Origin of the sequence: Rhizobium sp. NXC24 (assembly GCF_002944315.1) — a bacterium.
GTDB lineage: Bacteria > Pseudomonadota > Alphaproteobacteria > Rhizobiales > Rhizobiaceae > Rhizobium.
In genome coordinates, this window is record NZ_CP024312.1 from 150,783 (window position 1) to 170,316 (window position 19,534).

The following is a 19,534-nucleotide window of genomic DNA, read 5'->3' on the forward strand; positions in this document are numbered from 1 at the left end:
TCGGCTTCAGTGAATATCATTTGCTTTCTCCCTGAGCTCAATGTCCCTGGGAAGTTGCCCTACGCGGAAGCGCTCCCATGCGCTCCGACGGAACCCAGTTTAGAGATCGCCGTTCGGTAGTGGGAGGAAACGAAGATGACACTACAATGGTGGACGCTGCCAGTGACAATCGAAACGCGCCGGATCGGCCAATATCTTACCATAGACAGTGCGGAAAGAGCAGTAGAATACATGTTGGAGGAGTGGCCGGGAAACCAAACCGGCAAATTCTTTGACCAGGCGAGACAAGCACTCATTGATGCACATGATCGCAAAATCTCTGCCGACGAAGCGCGGCGGGCGTTCTTGGCTGCAGCCGAAGAAGCCGGAATACCGTTCTTTAACCAATGCTGATGCGACAGAAAGGTGCGTAAGTTATGACGTGTTGCCGACCTGCCCAACATCGTCGCCCCGCTGGGGAACTGACCTGAACTCAAGACCGGCACGGGGACCATCGAGCCGCGAGAATCCTTCTTTGCACTTGTCCAGCGCCATCCGTACCATCAATGATTGGCAGAAGCCGAGCTCCGCCATATCCATCGGAGCGGCATAAATGACAGCCATAGTTTTAGCAGTATTCATTGAAAATGGTCGCATACTGATGGTGCGGAGAGCCGATCATAAGAAGCAATACCCCGGACACTGGGAGTTAATTGGCGGACACATCGAGGCGGATGAAGCCGTCGAAGTCGCTCTTGTCAGAGAGGCTGAAGAGGAAGTTGGCTTGGCACCCACCACCTTCCGCCACGTTGGGATTTCAAGGACGACGAGACTGAAGCCGCGTACCATTTATTCATCGTCACTGATTGGCTGAATGGTCGGCCGAGATTATTAGGCGACGAGCATAGCGATTTAACGTGGGCTCGCTTGAGCGAAGTCGCCTCCCTTCGACGACTAGCGCATCAAAACATCATTTCGCTTGTTAAGCGGGCTTAAACGTATGATCGTTTCTGGCGCCAAGCGGCTCCTGTAGGGTGGGTGGCATTTGCTACCGATTTTGCATATTCGCGGACCCACTTGAAGGAATGCGCTGAACCCACCGGCTCTTCATGGCAGGCCGAGACGATTGAGTAAGCAGCGATAATCTGAATATTTGGTAATTATGAAGTCAAAAAAAGAAGCCCGCAAAACTTCAACACTCAAATCAAATCACCTGCTGCAACAGCTTGCGCGTACGCCTGAAAAGCTGTTCGCGGCTTCGTTCCGCAATCAGTATGGCGCGCTTTGCTTTCGCTATAAGGATAACGCCGACAACATCGAAATGCTTTTGATCACCTCGCGTGACAGTGGGCGATGGATCATCCCGAAAGGCTGGCCGATGAAAGGCAAAAAGCCGCATGAAGCAGCGGCTATTGAGGCTTGGGAAGAAGCCGGGGTTCGCGGCAAGGTAAGAAAGACGCCGGTCGGCCGCTATACTTATCTGAAGGACCTTGATGATGGCAACGTTGTCCCGTGCGTCGTTGACCTGTTTCAGTTGGAGGTGAAAGAGGTCAGGGCAGACTTTAAGGAGCAAGGACAGCGCCAGCTAGACTGGGTTAGCCCTGGCGAGGCGGCGCGACGTGTTCGTGAAATCGAGCTGAAATCTTTTCTCGTTAATTTTAAGCCTCAGAAACCGTAAGCACAGCCGAATAGCGTGTTTGTTTCCTAGTCGCACCGCCTTGAGACTCTTGCCTTGGTATTGCCAGCGTCGCTCAGGCTGCTGATCCGTTGGTGAAGGCTTGCGCCAAGTCTGGCGAATTCGTCATCGGCTTCTCGCAGGCAAACAATGCTACCGACAACACGTCAACGATAAACTGCAGGCAGCTGCCAAGGCGAGACGGTCATGGTTTTGTAGGGCCTATTCTGGTGGAAATTCGCCGAGGAACGCATTTAGCATAAAGCTGGCAACATCCCGGTCCAGCCCCTTGAGGATGACCCCCGGAACTCAGCGGGCCGGCCGATGGCCGTGTCAAAAACGGTCCAAGCGTTCTCTCCCTCGGGCCTCAGGATGTAGTGAGCGGCAATTGGAAAGCTCATCTTCGTCTCCTTCAGGGTTCGTGTTGATGATCTCAGCTCCAGGCTGTTGCAGGCGAGAACCTCAATCTTCCAATTCCAATTTCTTCTTGCTCTCCTCTAAATTCAGCAGACCGGCCGTCTTATCGGCTTAGGTTTTTGTCGAATATAATCCGGTGGTGTCCTGCCGAATGACCGCGATACTCTTGACGATGGCTCCGGTATTCCGGCCGGCCCGATCGGTAATATGCTTGATGACCATGATAGCGATGTCGATAGTAGCGGTTCCGATTATAGCGATATCGGTACCGATCGCCGCCGCCGATAAAAATGGCGCCACCACTGTAATAGGCAGGGCCATATCCGTTCGTGCGGTATGGGCCTTCTTCGACGCAGCTCGACAGCGTCAGCCCGGTAAGGCCAATGATGGCAGCTACCAGCACTGATTTCATGTTCATGAACATTTGCTCCTACGCTGGTAACTAGGGCCGGATGTGTTTGTGGCAACGCACTAGCGAGCAAGGCGGCGCCGCTTGCAGTGCGTGTTTCGTCTTTGCCAGTTTTTCGAATTCTTTGTCGGGATAAGCTGCGTCTCATCATCCTGCCTTCCGATGCCTGGAAGGACCGAACCAGAATTTCACACCAACAGCAACGCCGACTTTTTCAATGGTATCCGCTAATTGAGTCATCTGTTCGATTAACCTGGCGCGACCTTTGCGGCGCGATAGCGGGGATGGGGTTGCCTATCGAGGCGCCGATCAAAGCAATAAATGGAACAATATCCAAGGGTGTCATCGTCCGACTTGGATAAAGGTCTATTCTATGACCCCATAGATAGGGGGCCCAGGGATGGACAGTAATCGCACTCCAACCAACTATCTGATTATATACTCATCGGTCCGACCGCTACGCTTAGGTGGCTATCCTTCGGCACTATTCACTTCCTTGACCTGTTCAATGCGCGGGAATTATCGACAAGAAAGATGCTTGCTTAGGGCCGAAAGCCGCCTTGGCCGGATCGTGCCACAAGCAGATATGCCGTTTTGGCGGTGTGCTGGTTGTGGCGCTTCGATGGGTGTAGACTGCCGACACAATTGCATGTTCATGCAAGGCAAATTTGATGGGTACCCCCGCACTTGACCGGAAGCTGCTCGCGATCCTAGCGGTGGATATGGTAGGCTATTCGAAAGCGATGGAGACCGATGAGGCTGGTACGATCGGACGACTGAAAGCCATCCGGGCAGAGCTGATTAATCCCACCATCTCCCGACGTCATGGCACCGTTATCAAGCTGATGGGCGACGGCGCTCTCGTCGCCTTCGACAGCGTGGTTGATGCGGTTGCCTGCGCCGCGGAGTTTCAGAATGCCGTGGCGGCGAGCAACGCCGACTTACGGGAGCCTGAGCGCATTGTCTTCCGCGTCGGGATTAATCTCGGCGATGTGGCGCTGGTGGATGGTGATGTGTATGGGGATGGGGTGAATGTCGCCGCGCGGTTGGAGCATTTGGCGGAGCCGGGCGGTGTGCTGGTGTCGGGGACGGCATACGATCATCTCCAGGGCAAACTCGACTGGCCGCTCGATTTCGCCGGTCAGCAGCAGGTCAAGAACATCACCCGCCCAGTGCGCATGTATCGGCTGAGACTCGACGGCAAACGCGTGCATCGCCCGCTTCTCGGAATGATACCGCGCTGGGCCGGGACGGCTGCGGCGGCGATCGTGGCGCTTGCTCTGGCAGGCGGCGGGGTCTTGTGGTTCTTGCAGCCCGAACCTTTGAGTGGAAAGCCGTCAGTGGCGGTGCTGCCTTTCGACAATTATGGCGGCGATGAGACAAGCGGGCGTCTGGCCGATGGCCTGACCGAGGACATCATCACCGACCTGGCGCGGTTTCCAGAATTCGAGGTGATGGCGCGGAATTCGACCGAAGTTTATAAAGGCAAGCCGGTGGACGCCCGCCAGGTCGCAAGTGCGCTCCATGTCGGCTTTATACTGGAAGGCTCGATCCAGCGGCAGAGTGGCCGGGTACGGATCACAGCACAGTTGATCAATGCAAAAACAGGCCACCATCTTTGGTCGGAAAATTGGGACCGACCCGCTGAGGACGTCTTCGCGGTTCAGACCGAAATCGCAGAGCAGGTCGCCAACCGCCTCGGCGGCGGAGTGGGACTGATTCAAGAGGCCGGGCGGGCTGCAGCCAAACGCAAACGCCCTGAAAACCTAAATGCCTATGATTACTATCTGCTGGGGTCTGAGAAGATTGAAAAGCTCACGAAAGCAGATGACGAGGAGGCCATCACGTTTCTCAACCGCGCCGTCGAGTTGGACCCGGGCCTGGCAAGGGCCTGGGTAGAACTTTACCATGCTCATGATCTAATGAGTGTGTTTGGCGTCAATCCTGAGAGCAACCGCGAGGCGGCCGCCGATGTGGCAGAACGCGCGGTGCGGCTTGATCCGAGCGACGCTGAAGCGCATGCGGTGTTTGGTATGAGCCTTGCGAATAAGGGCGACATGGGGCGGGCCAAGTCTGAGCTGGACACGGCCCTTCGTCTAGCTCCAGGTTCGTCTGAAATCCTGACTTTCTATACCGGCTTTGCAGCACGCTTCGGTGAACCCGAACGCGGCGCCCAAATGGTCGACCAGGTAATGAGGCTGGACCCGAACTACCCAATGTGGGCATCCAACTTCTTCGCACCTGCCTATTTTATGGCCGGCCGGTATGAGGACGCGGTGAAGATGCTGGAGCGCATGACGCCTAACAACTACCAAAAGTGGACCTGGGTGGTCCGCAGCAGCTCCCTGGCGGCCCTGGGTCGCACCAATGAGGCCACTGCCTCGGTTACAGAAGCTCTCAAGCAGCACCCGAACCTGACAGTAGAGAGCATGATCAATGAACCCGGCCTAAGCACGATCGAGCGTAGTCGGTTCATAGAGACGATGCCGCTCGCTGGCTTCCCCGCGTGCGCCAAACCCGAGACGCTGGCGAAACTAGCCAAACCGGTGCGATTGCCGGAATGCGGGGCCTGGAAGGCGAACCCTCTAGAGCGGCTATAGGACAGCCCCCGTGTGGACGACAATGCCGACAACTCCAGGGCGGCTACCGGATTGCAGGCCGAGGTCAGGTATTGTTTTTTTGCCACACCGAAGCACCGGAACCCCTGCTTGATCCATATAAGTGAAAGATGGTCTAAAACTTCAATAAGGTCGGTCGGCTCCTAGAGATGTCTGATCCTGCACCGAGGCGTGTTGGCTCGGGGAACCCTTCTTTTCTGTCCGGGTTTTGCTGGGAAGGAGCACCACAATGGGTACGAACCACATGAATGCCACGCCCGAGCAAGGCCGCCCAAAAGGCATAGCAGTTACCTGAGAAACCGGAACCTTCCGACGCGGAATCTCTTCCTCCGCCGATAGTGCGGCGGCCTGGTGCCAAGGACGAGAGCGAGCGTCCGATCGTCAATCCCATAACTGGCGCTGCATCCTGGAACCGCAGGCTACGCGATACCCTGCTTGTAGAAGTGGATAATCTGACGCCAACGAACTTTCTTTGGCACTTTCATGCTCCATACCCATTTCGGCGCGGACAATAATCAAATACTTTCTGGCAGTGATCGAGATTTTACGAGAAGAGCGGCAGAACAGCCGAGTGGATGTGCCGCTTAAACATGGAAGGTTTGCCCGCGTTGCGCGGCGGAAGATATACGCCCGATCCAGTCAAACGGGCCTGACATTCAGTCCAAAGGGCTTGCGCTGTCCGGAACCGCCCATTGGACGTTTGATCGAGGCTGAAAGGCCTGTCAGACGATCTGGAAATAGGATTTCACGACACGCAAATGACCGCGACGTCATTCCGGGACGGATCAATAAGACCGGAAGAGCCAGCTTCCGCGAGCTGAGCACGACGATGTCACCTTTTACCGCTAGACTGTCAGACGACACTACGTGGCATTCTCGCCGCGGACATTAAAGGTTGGGCAACCTGATCCAGCAACTGTCCCGCATTCTCTTCTTCACCCAATGATAGTGCCAGCAGATGAGCGACCGCGGGCTGCGCAAGTTGGAGTGCCAGATTGCGAGCAGTGGTGTAAGCGGCAATCTCGTAGTGCTCGACCCGCAACGCCGCTCCGATTAATGCCAGATCTGCGGGAGCGTCTTCCTTGTTCTTGCCTTCCGTCATCACTTCGTCGCCTTCCTCTACCAGGCCGGCCATGCCCTTGCATGGCTTGGCGCGAGCTGCCGAGCCAAGAATGCGCAGACATTCGTTCAGACGCTCGACTTGTGCCTCCGTCTCAGCAAGATGGTTGCGCAGCAAGGTCTGGAGCTGCTGCGCGCGGGCGGCTTTCTGCATCTTGGGAAGCGCCTTCAAGAGCTGCTTTTCCGCATGCAGCAGGTCGCGCAGCTCATCCACGAGGACTTCCTGAATCGCTTCCGATCCTTCCGGCGGAGCGCTTTGGGTGAGGATCGCCGTTCCTGTGTTCTCGGCTCCCCTGAGACCCTGGAAGGCCGGCGCTTCCACGAACTCCCAAGGTTCTCCTTCGTTCCATGGACCGCGGGTGTCAACTTCACCGAGATCCCCTTCACCTGTCGAGTCGTTGAAGAACTGATCGACGAGGCCCGCAGTCGGCGCAATCCTGCCGACGCTTAGAGGCGGCTTGCCCATGCTTTCAAGAGCCAGGGCAAAAGCACGCATGTGGGTAATCTCTCTTGTCATGAGGAACTGCAGGGCATCCTTCGTGCCCGGATCGCGACAGAAATTGATCAACCGTTCGTAGACAATCTTCGCGCGTGCTTCCGCAGCGATATTGCTGCGCAGATCCACATCCAACTCACCGGTGATTTTAAGATAGTCGGCGGTCCACGGATTTCCCATCGAATTAAAGAGATTAACGCCACCGCCGCCTGCGATGGCGATCAACGGGTCGGCCTCCGCCTCTTCTCTGACCGACTTCAACGGCCTGAGATGCATCCTCGCAAGAGTGCCAACGATCTCGAGATGACTGAGCTCTTCCGTCCCGATATCCATCAGGAGGTCCTTGCGTCCGGGATCCTCGCAGTTCAGACCTTGAATAGAATATTGCATGGCTGCCGCAAGTTCGCCGTTCGCGCCACCGAACTGCTCAAGCAGCATGTTGCCAAATTTCGTATCAGGTTCGTCAACCCGAACAGTATACATGAGCTTCTTGACGTGGTGGTACATTGCGCATCCTCCGGGTTGAATGACAACTAACCGGTCTCGCGGAGGAATGTTCCATGTCTATGGCTGCTGCTGGCCATCTGATTGCCATTCGTCATCAGCGGCACACGAGCCGGTGCTGCTTTGGAGTTGACGTTCGAGCGCGCGAATTTTGCGCCGACTGCGAGCGAAGCTTTGGTAAGATTTGAATGGAGAAGCGCCAGGGCAATTACACGAAATCTGCAGCACGCGGCTGGGATCTGGGGTAGGGCGGCTACCCGACATCATAATGCATTTAACTCGTATCCACCTATGGTGCGTATACACCTCATGCCCCGGCTCACTCACTTGAAAAGCTGTCGTGAAAGTCCGCTTTCGAACAACAAGGGACAAGAATTAGAAGAATTAGCCGGGCGTTTTCCGCGGATCGTCGCCGTAGGTTCGCTCTTCACGGATTGTCCCGTCACTTTTGTGCAAAATGGCTTGAGCCAGCGCACCATTGTTGTGAGCAGCGCGGCCGGCAGCGGTTGCGGCGCTTTCCGCTTCGGCTTGAGTCATGTGGGTGGAGATGGTTTTTCCGCCTGACGTGACCTTCCAGCCTTCCTTTGAAGGCGAGGAATGGAACACTTCTCGCTTTGCCATGAACCTTACATCCTCTTTGTATTCCGTTGTCCTAAAGTACCATTTGTAGCATTGTCGGTCGAGGGCTGGCATGAGAGCGCGAACCTGCCTCTTCCTGATCAAAATATTTTGGACGGCGTTAATAATGGATGGAGCAGAAATGACCTGCGTTGATCATCGCGCAAGGCTCTTCCGTTGTCATTTAAGCGCAATTCCAGCGCTTTGGCCGGCTGGAAAGTCAGCTTCTTTGCAGCGGCGACTTTGATCGTTGCGCCGGTGCCCGGATGTGCGCTTCACGCTCCGGCGTGTCCTGTCGGGTAAACGATGATGGCGGCGAGACGACACAAGGTTCTTTCTGAACCGACCAGCACACCGGCGGTTTAGAGATTGCCCGGAAATGGAGAAACAAAAGACCGGGTAAGAAAGCGCGGAATCGTTTGCAGCCACAGGCAGGTCCATAAGAATTTTTCGAGTATATTCATGGAACAACAGCAGGCCGAAAATGTTGAATTACTCAGGGAAACAACGCTCCCGCTTCCCGTAATGTCGACGCCTAACTGGCTTCGGCAGCAACTGCCGCCAGAAGTAACTCAAGTTTCCCGTAAAGGGCTGGCGGCGGTGCAGCCACACGCCTGGAAAAGACCTGCGAAAATTTCTTTCTTTTTCTCGGGCATTCTTTCCCCACGAGCCCTCCCACTCCCTTTGCGCCTTGGAAGGACAATCAGCTGGCCAGAGGCGCTGCCGCGGTGGCGTGCTCCATCCGACCGATTTCGTGAATTCAGATGAGTGGATTTTTGTACTGCTCGATGTGCATTTGGATCGTAATCGCTTCGTAAAGCGCCTCAGGCGTTTTCTCACCGGCGATCACGCGGTTAACCGCAGCGGCCATTGCAGACTTCCCACAATCGCTGTCGAGGTCAATGTGGTTCTTTTCGCACCAGAGTTTAACAACGGTCGTAACGAGATCGATTTCTTCGTCTTCGAGAGTGAGTGAGTTGGAGAGCAACATCAATGTGCGTTCCAGAGGCAAACGGATCTGGATATCCCAGTCGCCGCGCCGATTTTAACGTTACGCTGTTTTGATCCCTCTGGCAAATCAGCCGAAGGGCGGTTCCGTCAGGAGGCGAACTGACGCTGCAACACCCTAGGATGACCAACTCAGGCTCTTTGGCAGACGTCGTATAATATGAGGGTAGTGGGGTATTGGTGATCTACCTTTTCAGTCTCGCAAGTTGCAGCAGAGCTCCGCTTGAATGCTTCGGAAGACGTTCGGATGACATTTCGCTTCGACGGTCGATCAGCCCGAGCTTGTGAGGCGCTCGATGAGCACGCGTTGCCGGGCGATGAGGACTTCACCACCGCACATATGTCTATGGTCATTTCGCATTCCGGTTCAGCAGGAGCGCCCATGAAAACATAATACACCCGGCGCCATGCAGTCGTACAAAGGGCGAAGTGCCGCGAGGTCGTTAGCGAAACTAGACCATACCGAGCATTATGGCGCGTTAGGAGCCGTCGTCCTTGCGGAACTAACCGAAGAAGCCAGAGTTTTGAAGGGCAGGAGGCTGATATGGAAAAGAACAAGATCCCCAATAAAATTGCTGGCTACAAAGTGCCGAGAGCGATCCGGAAATCGAATGTCGTTTAGACGCTCCTAGCCAGCGAAATTGGCAGAGGCGTACTGGCGAAAGCGTTGACAGCCGCCGCCGGCGCTGCAGCCTCGGTGCTTGTTGCCAAACGCGGCGATATCGCCGACAGCGCCGGGAAAAGCGCACGTGCGGGGAAACGCGCCCTGAACATCGCAAGCGAAGTCATGAGCGAAGCGGCTTACGCCGCTATGGATGTCGTTAGAAGCACCGCACAGACGGACTGCCAAAGAAATTCCAAAAGGATGCCGAGGAACGCCCTCGCAAGGGCGCGGTTCACTAGAGGCCGCGCCCTCTCTCAAAGAAGAGCACGCAGGGGGCTTGCTCGAGCGCTACGCTGTCGACCGTTTGGCGCACAACGGTGGCGCATATCGCTGTTAAAGTGCGACTTGCGAAGCGACCGACATCAATTCCTGGGAATTCGGTGCCTTGAATGTCTGGAGCCCAGCATCCAGAACTTCAGTGAAGCTCCAGCGCACGATGCCCTCCCGGTCTATTAGGAACTGACCGACAAGCTGCCCGTGGTCGGCAGTCATCATCTGCTCATCGGCTTCCGTAATTTGATATCCTTCCTTTTCGTTAAGAAATTCGTCCATTGCCATCACGCCCATAGGCTCGGGCAATTCGCCCGGAAGATCGATCCGTATCGCCATGACCATGTCGATCCCGACCTCGCGTAAGCCGAACGCTTGATGCGAAGCCCGTGCCGGGTCGGAAGCAGCAAGAAGATCGGGTATCGGATGGTAACGGAAATAGAGCCGCGCGCGTTCGACCGGGGTGTTTACCACCGCCAGGGATTGGACGCCTTTCTCACGCAGTATCGGGTTGAGATATGCCATGGCCGCGACGTGGCGCCGGCAGAACGGGCAATGCAAGCCTCGAAACAAACCGATCAACAATGGGCTGCGGCCACGAAAATCGTCAAGTGCGATCTTCCCTTCGCGCGAGATCGCATCGAACTCAACGTTCGGGACCCGGTCGCCCGGTTGTAGCGGATGGTCGACATAGGGTGGGGACATGGACAACCTCCTCGCTCGGGGATCAGTCGAGCAAAGGCGCCACGTCAAGTACTGTGAGGTCGAGATTGAGCGTTGCAGGCCTCTCGTCTTACCGCGCCGCCAGGATCCGATCTAAGAATGGCCTCACATGAGCTCGCGGGCAAGCGGCAAACAGCGAATCGTGAATTGAAAAAGTCCGTTTTCTGCAGAGTCTGATTTTTTTAGCGGCCGCAGAGACCGACACAGAGAATTGAGCTGGGGGACCTGCGGCCCCGGCGACCACCATTCGCCCATCGACTGGGTATTCGCAAACCGCCATTGCATGCCGATACGCTGTCACCGAAGGTCTTGCCTGGCTTGGAGACCGGTCCACGGCCAGAGCTGGACAGGCCGAAGTCCGCACCGGAAAGCTTGCAGATCGAGAACGCAGTGGTTCGCGAGCAAAACAGCGGCTGGCCCTTCTTAACCGAAGTATCTTTCATCGGGCATTAGCGGCTGCCTGAACCACAAAGCGATCACCGATGCGAGGCTCCAAGAAACTCCGACGCATCCGAGTTCCAGAGCAAGCGTTGGGCCACCGGGAGGAACGTTCGGCTTTCGCTCAAAGAGCATTGGCCGAAAAGGCCATGCGACTCCATTTGTCGCAATAAGCTAAAATGCGATAGATCGATCCACTGGGAAAAAAGTGAGACGTGTGAGGCCTCTGCTTCAGTCGTGATTATCCGCCGGCGGTCCTGTTGTCCGTGTGCCTCCAACATCAAGGGAGACATCCGACCGCGCACCTTTTGGTCCAAGCCTGTCAGCATCTTTGGCTTGTCAAATTTCACGACGTTTATCAGCAGTTCATTTCCATTGATCGATACCACCCAGCCTAGCGCCCCATCCGCGCTGATGCTCGCAGAAGATACCTACGCCTCACGGTCTCGGCATGGCCCGAAAGCCCGGCTACATTGTCCCGGCAGCTTCACACCGGACCGTTACCAGTCCCGCATGTGCCGGTAGGCTACTGATGACGGAACATCAGGTTTGTCCCAGAATATAACTCCTGTACAAACAATTACTTAGGCGACTATCACGTCGCACTGATCTTAAATTTGCCGAATCCCGCTATAGCCGTCTCGGCGCCAGAGGTTGCTGCGGCAGTGATGGATGCGAATACAGCCTCGACGACCGCCTTGCTCTGAGCCTTGGTGAGGTTGTGGTCAGCGGCAATCTTGTCGGCGATTTCGTTAGTCGTGGTCATGACGGCTCCCCTTTTTTTTGACACGGGGGATAGTTTTCATTCGAGCTGCTTATTGTCACCTGCTGTTGTCGCTCGAAGGGTGCTGAACACCGCCATTTCCACAAGTTCCGACGGGTCGATAGCCTTTGGCACGCTTTCTACGCGCCAATTCCAGAAAGTGCTTTGCCGCTTCGCGCTCCGTCGGGAACATTTCACTCTTTTCACCGCCACGCTTTCCGATCCGTCCCCAGGCGCGCGTGACGGCCATTTCGCCAAACAGCGTCGGCTGAATGGAGAGCAAATAATAGCGGGCCATGTTTCTGGCCGTGTCGATGTGTTGGCAATAGAGCTGATATGGGTAAAGAGCCATGGGTGAAGCATCGTCGCACTGCCCGTATTCGTCCAACGACACTTTTGAATCGATTGACTGCGTTCGATTCACGCTGCTGATGGATCCGGCACTCTTGCCGTCGCCGTGCCATCGGCAATCCTCGGCAATGCTAGCCATCGGATAGCTCAGCGTATAAAAGCCACGCCGAGCCAGAAACAGGACGTTCCCATGGAAGACACGATCGAGATAGACAATCGCGGTGAATTCGGCCTCTGGGCTATCGAAATGGCCAAGCAGATTGTCGGCGAGCAAGGGTTCGACCTTGCCAAGGCGGCCCGAGATGGCGGCGACGAAGACGTTCGTGTGGCCGGTAACGCACTCGGCCAGGCGATCACCAATGCGCTTCTGGAAGTGTTCGACGGCCTGCTGGAAGGGGCGCCAGCAGAATAGAACAAGGTGCTTGGGTGCTTAGCGCACTCGTGCCCGTGTCCTCAAACAGACCGGTGCACAGTGACCCAAATACCCGGCCTGCCTCACGTGAATTTCTCTGAAGAAGGTTTTCCAGCCGCAGCGCCGCGGACGGCGCGTTAAGCGGCCGGAGTGAGCCTCTTCGACAAATGCTCACGCATTTGATCGAGATGTTCGCTGACCTTGCGATCATGCTCATCGAGCCCTTCCGGGCCGCCATCTTGTCGGCGTCGGCGTTGGATCGCGATGACTTGTTTCATTGCCTTCGCGTCGCAATTCCTCGTTTTCGCCTCTTTGTAGACGGCCGACTTCTGTTCATTGCGCTCCTTGACCTCGTCCTCGTTGGACTCGATCTCGTCCACGAAGCGTTGCAAAAGACGTTGGCCATCAATCTCACTTTCCAGCAAGAATGAGATCTAGATCGCCAAAATGATATCAACGCTCAATGCTTTGTGGATGCTGCCCTGTCACCACCGCGTGGCGGGCAATGATAGGGCGGCAAGTCTATAGCAGACAACCGTAGCATGAGCAACGCGACTTTGCTCGCATTTGGTAAGATTCGCGTGCGCATGGGATGGCAGAGTACTGCAGCAGATTGACCGTGCTGCTCGAGCGTGCGAGTCGTTCTCGCTTATGGAGACGACTATGGCAAAGCTTGTTGACTATCGTGACACTTCGGCAAATCTCACTGACTATCCCGATGGTTACACTCATCGAAAGCGTTCGCTGGTGCCGCCGGAAGCTCAGAGCGCCGTACACGACCTGGGACGTGGCGATTTTGGACTCAATGATCGGATAACTTGCTTCCGTGACGGCCTAGCCCAAATGGACGCTTTCGCAGTACCGCGGGCGAGCGATGAAATTCGCCGGATCGGCGGGCTTTATGCCTTTTATTCAGGTCAATCCTCGAACGTGTTCGGTCAGTTGAGAGCCTGCCCTCGACTTGGATGGCTGATGCTTTTTCATGGCGACGGCTATATTCGTCAGGCCGCCCTTGAGAGTTTGCCAGATATCCCCAATTCGCCGTTTGAATTTGCAGCGATCGTCTACCGGATGAATGATTGGGTTACCATTGTTGGCCAGGCCGCATCGAACTATGCTGCGAGAGCATTTCAGAAGACGGACGCCGGCATCGTTGCCGAAAGCAGCTTCTTCCTGCTTGAGCAGCTGGACGTCTTGGGACGCCTGAGCACGGAAAGCCGATCTCTGCTCACTGACACCATTTATCGACCCGACGTTATCGCTGCGCTCAGAGCCGAATTCCTGACCATCCGCTCGGGGAGAGTGGCACGGACGTTGCGACAGCTTTTGCGGCGGCCTGAATTTGATCGCTACTTGGAAGAATTGGCGCGTTCCGCCGCTTTGCCGTCCGTGCGCGCCGCCGCCATGGAAACGCTCCTCAGCGGAAAGGCAACATGGCTCGTCGGACACACGCTCCAAAAGGTCGACAAGATCTATGGACGCTGCCAATACATACCCGAGTTTGGATCACGCCCCCTCGAATGCATTGTCGATTCCGAGTCACTGCTGAAAATGGCCGCTGAGGACAAGGCGGCGCACGTCCGGAAAGTGGCATGTGATACTTTGATTGCGTTGCGGCATTCCGCTTCGCCGGAGATGGACCAAGTAGCGCTAAAACTGGCTGCCGACAGAAATGCCGCCGTTCGCTCGCGAGCCGAGTTCTACGTTCGGCAAAGGGAGCTCACTCCGGATCCAAAGGCGACGGGCCATATTCTCAAGGGCTAGAATTGAGCAAGGACGACGACAAAGAGAGCATTCGCGGAATGCAAACTCCCCTCCAATGTCTAACGGCGGCAATCGTCACGGAGCTGCAGCGGATGGTCGGTGGAACCGGGATCGAGATGGTCTGCTGCTCAGAGCTTTCGGTAAAGGAATAGCCGGCGGTGATCGAGACCGAGGCGACATTGCCCTTGAAGTTACCTTCCTTGTCGCGCGTCAGCGCCTGCACTGCTTTATAACCGTTGACCCCAGCCAGCACAGCCGGGGCGATGCCATAAACGCTGTTGTCGCCCGAAAGTGTATCGGCTGCCGCCACCGCACTTTGCCCGGCCGATATCAGCGATGACGAAACCGTGATGCTAACGCCGGCGAAGCTCCTTCCCTGGCTGCAAATGATCGGCCGCCAATTGTGCCATAGCCATCAGCGTAGGGTGTTAAGGGATATCGAATTCAAATTGAAGGATATCCCTTCCAAAGGCTCGAATATCGTGCCCAATTGCACAAAACGCTGACTCTTTCGAGTTCTGTGCCATGAAACTCCTGGAGCCCTCCGCCGCCGAAGCAGTCAATTTGAGATCGAGATCGCTCCGAAACGTTCAGGGCCGAAAATAAGCCGGCGGAAAAACGGCTTCACGGTGGACAAGTCGATACCGTTATCAACCGCGAAAGAGATATGGGGCTGGTAGTGAGGATGTTCCCAAGTCATCCCGGCCTGGCGGAATTCAGTATGGCGACGGACGAGTTTCCCGCTGCTGAAAACTAACACCACCACGCCACCAAAATTTCTAACGAACCGATGGTGACCAGCGCGTACTGTTAGATCATTCTCGTTGGGAGGAAGCTGACGCCAGTTCCTGTCGCCAAGACCTTTCGCGATCGTGACGTGCAGCATCTTCGCGGGTACAGGATCGGCAAAGCCTTCAGACGCTACCATTTGAGAAATTCGCGATGGTTGAGAAGCGGCCTGCTCACGAACATTGATCGATCTCCGATAGACTCGACCAGGATGGTTCGTGGAACAAATTGCAGAATCGCGTGATTGGTCAGCTGAGGGGACATAACCATTCTGTCTTTCTGCGCAGCAGTCGTTATCTGGCGCCGTTACGTTAGGGTCTCGAGTCCTCACTTTTACAACTAATCCTCATCTGGCTCTATCGACGGCCGCCTGCACCAATTTGGCTAGCTCCTCACGCACTGACGAGCGGGACCTGGCACACAAGGCTTTGAAGGCCAGCGCTATTTCGAATGGAACACTCGTCTGCAGGACCATGACTTCGCCGGGTGTCTCGGTCATTGCGGGTTTGCCTGGACGTGTCGCTCGGGCAGCGGCGCGCACGGCCGGCACTGCTTCCGCTCTGATCGGCGCTGGCGATGCAAGGTCTTCCGACACGTCTACCTTTTCCCCATCCGGCGCGCTTTCTGACGCGGCCGTCTGAGGATCGACCTTCGCCTGTTCGGCCAAGCTCGGAGGGCTCGCGAAGGATAGCGGATCGAGATCGGCGAGTTTGGAAAATGGACTACTGCGCTTTGGAAGTGTCGGAAGCTTGCTCTTCGTTGCTTCTGGCTGTTTCGCGGCCGCGCCCTTGTTCCTTTCATCGGGCATTATGGAGACTCCTCACTTATGCGCCTGATGATTTCGGCGGCCAGCGCATTGGTCTGATCGCGTGCATCCTGGATCGCTTTGTTCGTGCCATCCGTTTCATAAAGGCTGCCCGCGGTCGCGATCGCTTGAAACGTCGGTCGAAGGGACAGGTAACTATCCATGAGCTGCAGCCCAGTGGTTTTCAGGCGGTCCATTGCGAGCTTGAACGCCGTCGTCCTCGCATCGATCCCGTTCACCGCATTGAGCAAGATGCCGAAGGGAATCTTGCGGTTCCTGCCGCCCGCAAGCCTTACTTGGTCGACCATGCCGATCGTTCCGTTCACATCGTACATGTGCGCTCTGGTTGGGATCACCACGAAATCGGCAAATGCAACAGCCGATCCGACGGCTGCGGCTGCGGTTCCCTGGATGTCAACCAACACGAGTTGGTAATCGCCCGGCTTTTCCAGCGTTTTGGCCAGATCACCAAGTTCTGTGACTGTCCGGACCTCGATGTTTTTGAGCGGATAGCCGGCTTTCTTGCTGGTGTCGTACCAGTTGGCGGCCGACCTCTGCGGATCCGTGTCGATCACAAGGACCTTGTAATCCCCAGCCGCAAATTCGCCCGCAAGCAGGATCGTCGTCATTGTCTTGCCGCAACCACCCTTCGGCGAGCCGATGGTGATTACGAATGGTCGTTCGTCGCTTTCAACCACGGCCATCCCTCATCTTTCCCTTTGCGCATTTCGCGGATCACAACATGCATGGTTCGATGATGAAATATGATAATGATTTAATGTATCAATGACCAGATGAATAAATGATAAAATATAGCAATGAGACAATGAACTCATGCAGTCATTGTCTCATGAAGTCATGTAAGATCAACTAGTTGGATGGAGATGAGTTAATGATTCATGGGTTGATTAAGTTGACAAGATACGCAATTTGGGTCCAAATCGCTGAGCAGTTCGTCGCTTCGCTTCGACCTGGACCGTCTTCGACGGGAGACCCATGCATCACTGTGAGGAAGTTTTGGTCGGAACCGCTGAACAGAAGGACAGAAGAAAGCGCGCCAGGATCGATGTCGGGGCGGAGGCGAGCGCTCTCCTGGACGAGGCTTCCAAAGTGTTCCAGCTTGATCGCGCGGAAACGTTGCGGCGCATAATCAGGGCCACACTGGATGTTGGGCCAGCCCTTACTGCCGACAATTCACGAACTTTCGCTGCGTTGGCCTCGCAGGTCCGGATGGTCGGTCGAAACCTCAGTCAGCTTCTCCATGCCATTCACTCCGGCCGTGTCGTCCCGATGGAAGCCGCGTTGCCGATCTGGGAAGCCTTGGATGAACGGGTGAGAGCGGTCGATACCGAATTGACCGCGATGACGATCGCCCATGGCCTGAAACTTCGCCAGGCCGCGCATCTGCTGGATGGTGAGGACGAATGAACCTCGAGCAATCGGCAATACAGGCAATAGCCGATCGGATCCGCGCGAGCGCTGCCTACGAGGCAGAAAACCGCAAGCGACGGCGCCAGGCCGCATTATCCTTTGCTGCAAATGACGATGATTGGCTGTTCAAGACGGTTCGCGGCTGGAAAGGAGAGGGCGGGTTTGGAGCAGGCCGGCCACCAGAACCAGCGATACCAAGTGCGTCAGGCCGAGAGCTCGATCCGCCACGCGGCAAAGCTGGGCGAGTGGGTCTCGCGCTACCAACGAAACGTCCACAAGTCGCCGGCGCTGCTGCCCTATCGACGACGGCCGGCAAGCTGGCGGCCGGATATCAACCCGCGGTTCTCAAGGTGATTTCCTACGGGCATGGTGTCACGAGGGCAACTGCCATCGGACAGTATATCCAGAAGGAGGGCGTCACGCTCGAAACCCACGATGCCCGCGTGCTGGCAACGCAGAAGGCTGTTGCCGACGAAATGAAGGAATGGGCAAAGGGTTTCGACAAACGCCGGGAAAGCGAGGATGTCGCCACATTCCGGCTTTCGCTAGCGGGGGAGGGCAGTGCTGAGCGCCTTGCCCAAGCCGTTCAGGCTGGTTTCTCCGGACATGGGTTTGCCTACCGCATCGACAAACTGGATGACGGGTCAAGCGTTGCGCGTATCGTCGCGACGATGGCAGGACATAGTTTCGTGCGCGGTGAAAACGGGAACGAGAAGGTGAACCACCGGTTTCACCTTACCGATCGCCGCCAACGTGATCGGCAGTTTTCGGCGCCGACCCAGGCGATGATCGCCGCCCGGATCTCTGAAGCGCTTGGAATCCAGGAGGATGTGGTTTCAGTGAAACCGCTCGGCGAACCCAGTCACGGCAAGGCCGGTGTCGTGTTCCAGCTCTCGCGCCTTACCCATGACGGAGCAGCTGATGGCGCCGATGGTGCCGCAATCGCGTCGGAGGCGGCGGTTCGACAGACGGCACAATCCTGGGACAAGATCCTCAATTCCTACAAGCCGCGCGACACGATGCACATGATCCTGTCGGCGAAGGCCGGGGAAGACGGGGAAGCCCTGGTTCGAGCTGCGCGCGGGTTCCTGCACGAGCAGTTCCCAGATCACAAATTTGCCTTTGGCATGCATGCCGACATGGCGGAGGAGGGCGGCCATATCCATGCCCACGCCATCGTTGCGGTGAAAGGTGAAGATGGCCAGCGATTAAGGGCCGGACCGACGCAGCTTCGGGAATGGCGCGCCCTTTATGCTCAGCATGCGAGAGCCCAAGGCATGAAAATCGTCGCAACCTCCGCAGCTTATCGCGCGTCATCCCAAAGCTATGGTCCGCGTGACAAGGCGATCGTCTCGGCCGCCGACAAGCCACGGCAGGGCAGGGAGGCGCGGGATCGCGCCTATGCACGGGCAAACCCGCATGTCATTCAGAAGGCCCGCCAGCGCATCAATGATGCCAAGGCCAACCCCATAAAAATTCCGGTTTCGGCACGTCAGCTACAAGCGACGCAAGCGGGCCTTCAGGACTGGCGGTCCGTCGCTGCAGCTCAGCCAAACAACGCGATGGCGAATCAATTCAATAATCGGATGACGCAAGCCGTTCGCTCAGGTACTATCGTGACGGCTATTCGGGACGGAAAGGGTATTCGAATGAGTTCAGATGCCACCGCGGATCAGATGCGCGAAAACCTGAAAGAGATCAACGACACCGTCGCCAAGACGGCCGCCATGATGAACGGCCAGACGAGGGCCGAGTTTTTGCGCCGGGCGGGTCCCACCATGGAACTGCTGGCGATCCGAACGGATCTCAAATCCATGCAGGAACGTGGTCTGACGCACATCAGCGAGGACCAGGCCCAGCAGATTGCCGGTCCGCGCGCCGAAGCATTGATTCACCGCGCTCAGGAGATCGAGGCGGCCGAGCGGCTTGAGGCGGATCGGGCTCGCGAAATCCGCAATCGCGCCGTCGAGCAGGAAATTCGTGACGAGCGAGCTGGATCGGCTGATCCGACTTCGCTTGAACAGGTTGCTCAAGACCGCGAAATGGTTCGCAATGCCGAAAGTATCGCCGCAAAGGAAGCGCGTGAGGCGCAGGCTGCAGGCGAGGCCGCTCGCGCATTGGCGCAGAATCCGAACGAACGGCTTGATCCCAACATGGTCAAGGGCGAACATCTCGAGGAGCTGCAGCGCCTGCAATCGAGAAGCATCAACACCTCCCCCGTCGATGGCGAAGAGCCGGAGTCACAGAAGCCGCAAAAGCAATAGTCACCTCGTTGTTCAGC

The 19,534-nt window shown here is 56.4% G+C and carries 19 protein-coding genes and 4 pseudogenes; 10 read left to right on the forward strand and 13 right to left on the reverse strand.

The features are described 5' to 3' along the window. The first annotated feature begins 135 nt into the window (after nt 1-135). The 4 genes and pseudogenes from NXC24_RS21060 to NXC24_RS36250 all read left to right on the forward strand — a co-directional run. Nucleotides 136-393: a DUF982 domain-containing protein gene (locus NXC24_RS21060; protein ID WP_104825412.1), complete on the forward strand. Its 258-nt coding sequence runs from the start codon at nt 136-138 to the stop codon at nt 391-393. Nucleotides 394-592: 199 nt separating this feature from the next. Then, nucleotides 593-853, forward strand: a complete 261-nt coding sequence (locus tag NXC24_RS21070; protein WP_104825414.1) for an NUDIX domain-containing protein — start codon at nt 593-595, stop codon at nt 851-853. A gap of 288 nt (nt 854-1,141) precedes the next feature. Then, on the forward strand, nt 1,142-1,657 hold the full coding sequence (locus tag NXC24_RS21075) for an NUDIX hydrolase (protein WP_104825415.1): 516 nt from the start codon (nt 1,142-1,144) through the stop codon (nt 1,655-1,657). Between the two features lie 47 nt (nt 1,658-1,704). Continuing rightward, nucleotides 1,705-1,853: pseudogene (locus NXC24_RS36250) on the forward strand (ABC transporter substrate-binding protein); the annotation flags it as partial. Nucleotides 1,854-2,182: 329 nt separating this feature from the next. On the opposite strand, the gene NXC24_RS21085 reads toward NXC24_RS36250, so the two are convergent. Further along, entirely contained in the window at nt 2,183-2,392 is a 210-nt protein-coding gene (locus NXC24_RS21085; RefSeq protein WP_104825416.1) for a hypothetical protein, read from the reverse strand. 759 nt (nt 2,393-3,151) lie between these two features. Between NXC24_RS21085 and NXC24_RS21090 the strand changes: the two genes are divergently transcribed. Together NXC24_RS21090 and NXC24_RS35770 are read left to right on the forward strand one after the other, a co-directional pair. Continuing rightward, nucleotides 3,152-5,080, forward strand: coding sequence for an adenylate/guanylate cyclase domain-containing protein (locus NXC24_RS21090; RefSeq protein WP_104825417.1), 1,929 nt, complete (start codon nt 3,152-3,154; stop codon nt 5,078-5,080). A gap of 642 nt (nt 5,081-5,722) precedes the next feature. Then, nucleotides 5,723-5,903 (forward strand): annotated as a pseudogene (locus NXC24_RS35770) (restriction endonuclease); the annotation flags it as partial. A gap of 48 nt (nt 5,904-5,951) precedes the next feature. Here NXC24_RS35770 and NXC24_RS21100 read toward each other — a convergent pair. From NXC24_RS21100 to NXC24_RS21140, 7 genes and pseudogenes are all read right to left on the reverse strand, one after another. Next, a complete protein-coding gene (locus NXC24_RS21100; protein WP_104825418.1) occupies nt 5,952-7,220 on the reverse strand; it encodes a DUF892 family protein in 1,269 nt (422 codons plus the stop codon). A gap of 381 nt (nt 7,221-7,601) precedes the next feature. Next, complete coding sequence (locus tag NXC24_RS21105; protein ID WP_104825419.1) at nt 7,602-7,838, reverse strand: DUF2188 domain-containing protein; 237 nt, start codon at nt 7,836-7,838, stop codon at nt 7,602-7,604. Nucleotides 7,839-8,017: 179 nt separating this feature from the next. Continuing rightward, a pseudogene (locus NXC24_RS35775) lies at nt 8,018-8,104 on the reverse strand (HU family DNA-binding protein); the annotation flags it as partial. A gap of 491 nt (nt 8,105-8,595) precedes the next feature. Further along, a complete protein-coding gene (locus tag NXC24_RS21115; protein WP_104825420.1) occupies nt 8,596-8,826 on the reverse strand; it encodes a hypothetical protein in 231 nt (76 codons plus the stop codon). A 1,014-nt stretch (nt 8,827-9,840) separates the two neighbouring features. Beyond that, the gene (locus NXC24_RS21125) at nt 9,841-10,482 is read right to left on the reverse strand and encodes a peroxiredoxin-like family protein (protein ID WP_104825421.1); all 642 of its coding nucleotides are present in this window, start codon (nt 10,480-10,482) and stop codon (nt 9,841-9,843) included. 1,063 nt (nt 10,483-11,545) lie between these two features. Further along, nucleotides 11,546-11,704: pseudogene (locus tag NXC24_RS21135) on the reverse strand (HU family DNA-binding protein); the annotation flags it as partial. 55 nt (nt 11,705-11,759) lie between these two features. Next, on the reverse strand, nt 11,760-12,053 hold the full coding sequence (locus tag NXC24_RS21140; RefSeq protein ID WP_104825536.1) for a WGR domain-containing protein: 294 nt from the start codon (nt 12,051-12,053) through the stop codon (nt 11,760-11,762). A gap of 189 nt (nt 12,054-12,242) precedes the next feature. Here NXC24_RS21140 and NXC24_RS21145 point away from each other — a divergent pair, with 189 nt between their 5' ends. Continuing rightward, entirely contained in the window at nt 12,243-12,464 is a 222-nt protein-coding gene (locus NXC24_RS21145; protein ID WP_104825424.1) for a hypothetical protein, read from the forward strand. Nucleotides 12,465-12,601: 137 nt separating this feature from the next. Here the strand turns inward: NXC24_RS21145 and NXC24_RS21150 are convergent, their stop codons facing one another. Then, nucleotides 12,602-12,889 (reverse strand): GapR family DNA-binding domain-containing protein, encoded by a 288-nt coding sequence (locus tag NXC24_RS21150; RefSeq protein ID WP_158704507.1) that lies wholly within the window; start codon nt 12,887-12,889, stop codon nt 12,602-12,604. Nucleotides 12,890-13,127: 238 nt separating this feature from the next. Here NXC24_RS21150 and NXC24_RS21155 point away from each other — a divergent pair, with 238 nt between their 5' ends. Then, complete coding sequence (locus NXC24_RS21155; RefSeq protein ID WP_104825426.1) at nt 13,128-14,228, forward strand: hypothetical protein; 1,101 nt, start codon at nt 13,128-13,130, stop codon at nt 14,226-14,228. Here the strand turns inward: NXC24_RS21155 and NXC24_RS21160 are convergent. The 4 genes from NXC24_RS21160 to NXC24_RS21175 all read right to left on the reverse strand — a co-directional run bounded on the left by NXC24_RS21160 (nt 14,218) and on the right by NXC24_RS21175 (nt 16,526). Then, nucleotides 14,218-14,538 carry a hypothetical protein gene (locus NXC24_RS21160; RefSeq protein ID WP_104825427.1) on the reverse strand — a complete coding sequence of 107 codons (321 nt, stop codon included), beginning with the start codon at nt 14,536-14,538 and terminating at the stop codon, nt 14,218-14,220. The genes NXC24_RS21155 and NXC24_RS21160 overlap by 11 nt on opposite strands. A 249-nt stretch (nt 14,539-14,787) precedes the next feature. Then, nucleotides 14,788-15,156, reverse strand: a complete 369-nt coding sequence (locus NXC24_RS21165; RefSeq protein ID WP_104825428.1) for a phage prohead protein — start codon at nt 15,154-15,156, stop codon at nt 14,788-14,790. Between the two features lie 207 nt (nt 15,157-15,363). Next, the gene (locus NXC24_RS21170) at nt 15,364-15,825 is read right to left on the reverse strand and encodes a hypothetical protein (protein WP_104825429.1); all 462 of its coding nucleotides are present in this window, start codon (nt 15,823-15,825) and stop codon (nt 15,364-15,366) included. Beyond that, nucleotides 15,825-16,526, reverse strand: coding sequence for a ParA family protein (locus NXC24_RS21175; protein WP_104825430.1), 702 nt, complete (start codon nt 16,524-16,526; stop codon nt 15,825-15,827). The genes NXC24_RS21170 and NXC24_RS21175 overlap by 1 nt, the downstream gene beginning before the upstream one ends. A 313-nt stretch (nt 16,527-16,839) precedes the next feature. Between NXC24_RS21175 and NXC24_RS21180 the strand changes: the two genes are divergently transcribed. Continuing rightward, nucleotides 16,840-17,250, forward strand: coding sequence for a hypothetical protein (locus NXC24_RS21180; RefSeq protein WP_245464006.1), 411 nt, complete (start codon nt 16,840-16,842; stop codon nt 17,248-17,250). After that, nucleotides 17,247-19,517, forward strand: a complete 2,271-nt coding sequence (locus NXC24_RS21185) for a relaxase/mobilization nuclease domain-containing protein (protein ID WP_104825431.1) — start codon at nt 17,247-17,249, stop codon at nt 19,515-19,517. Before NXC24_RS21180 ends, NXC24_RS21185 begins: the two co-directional genes overlap by 4 nt. Nucleotides 19,518-19,534 lie beyond the last annotated feature (17 nt).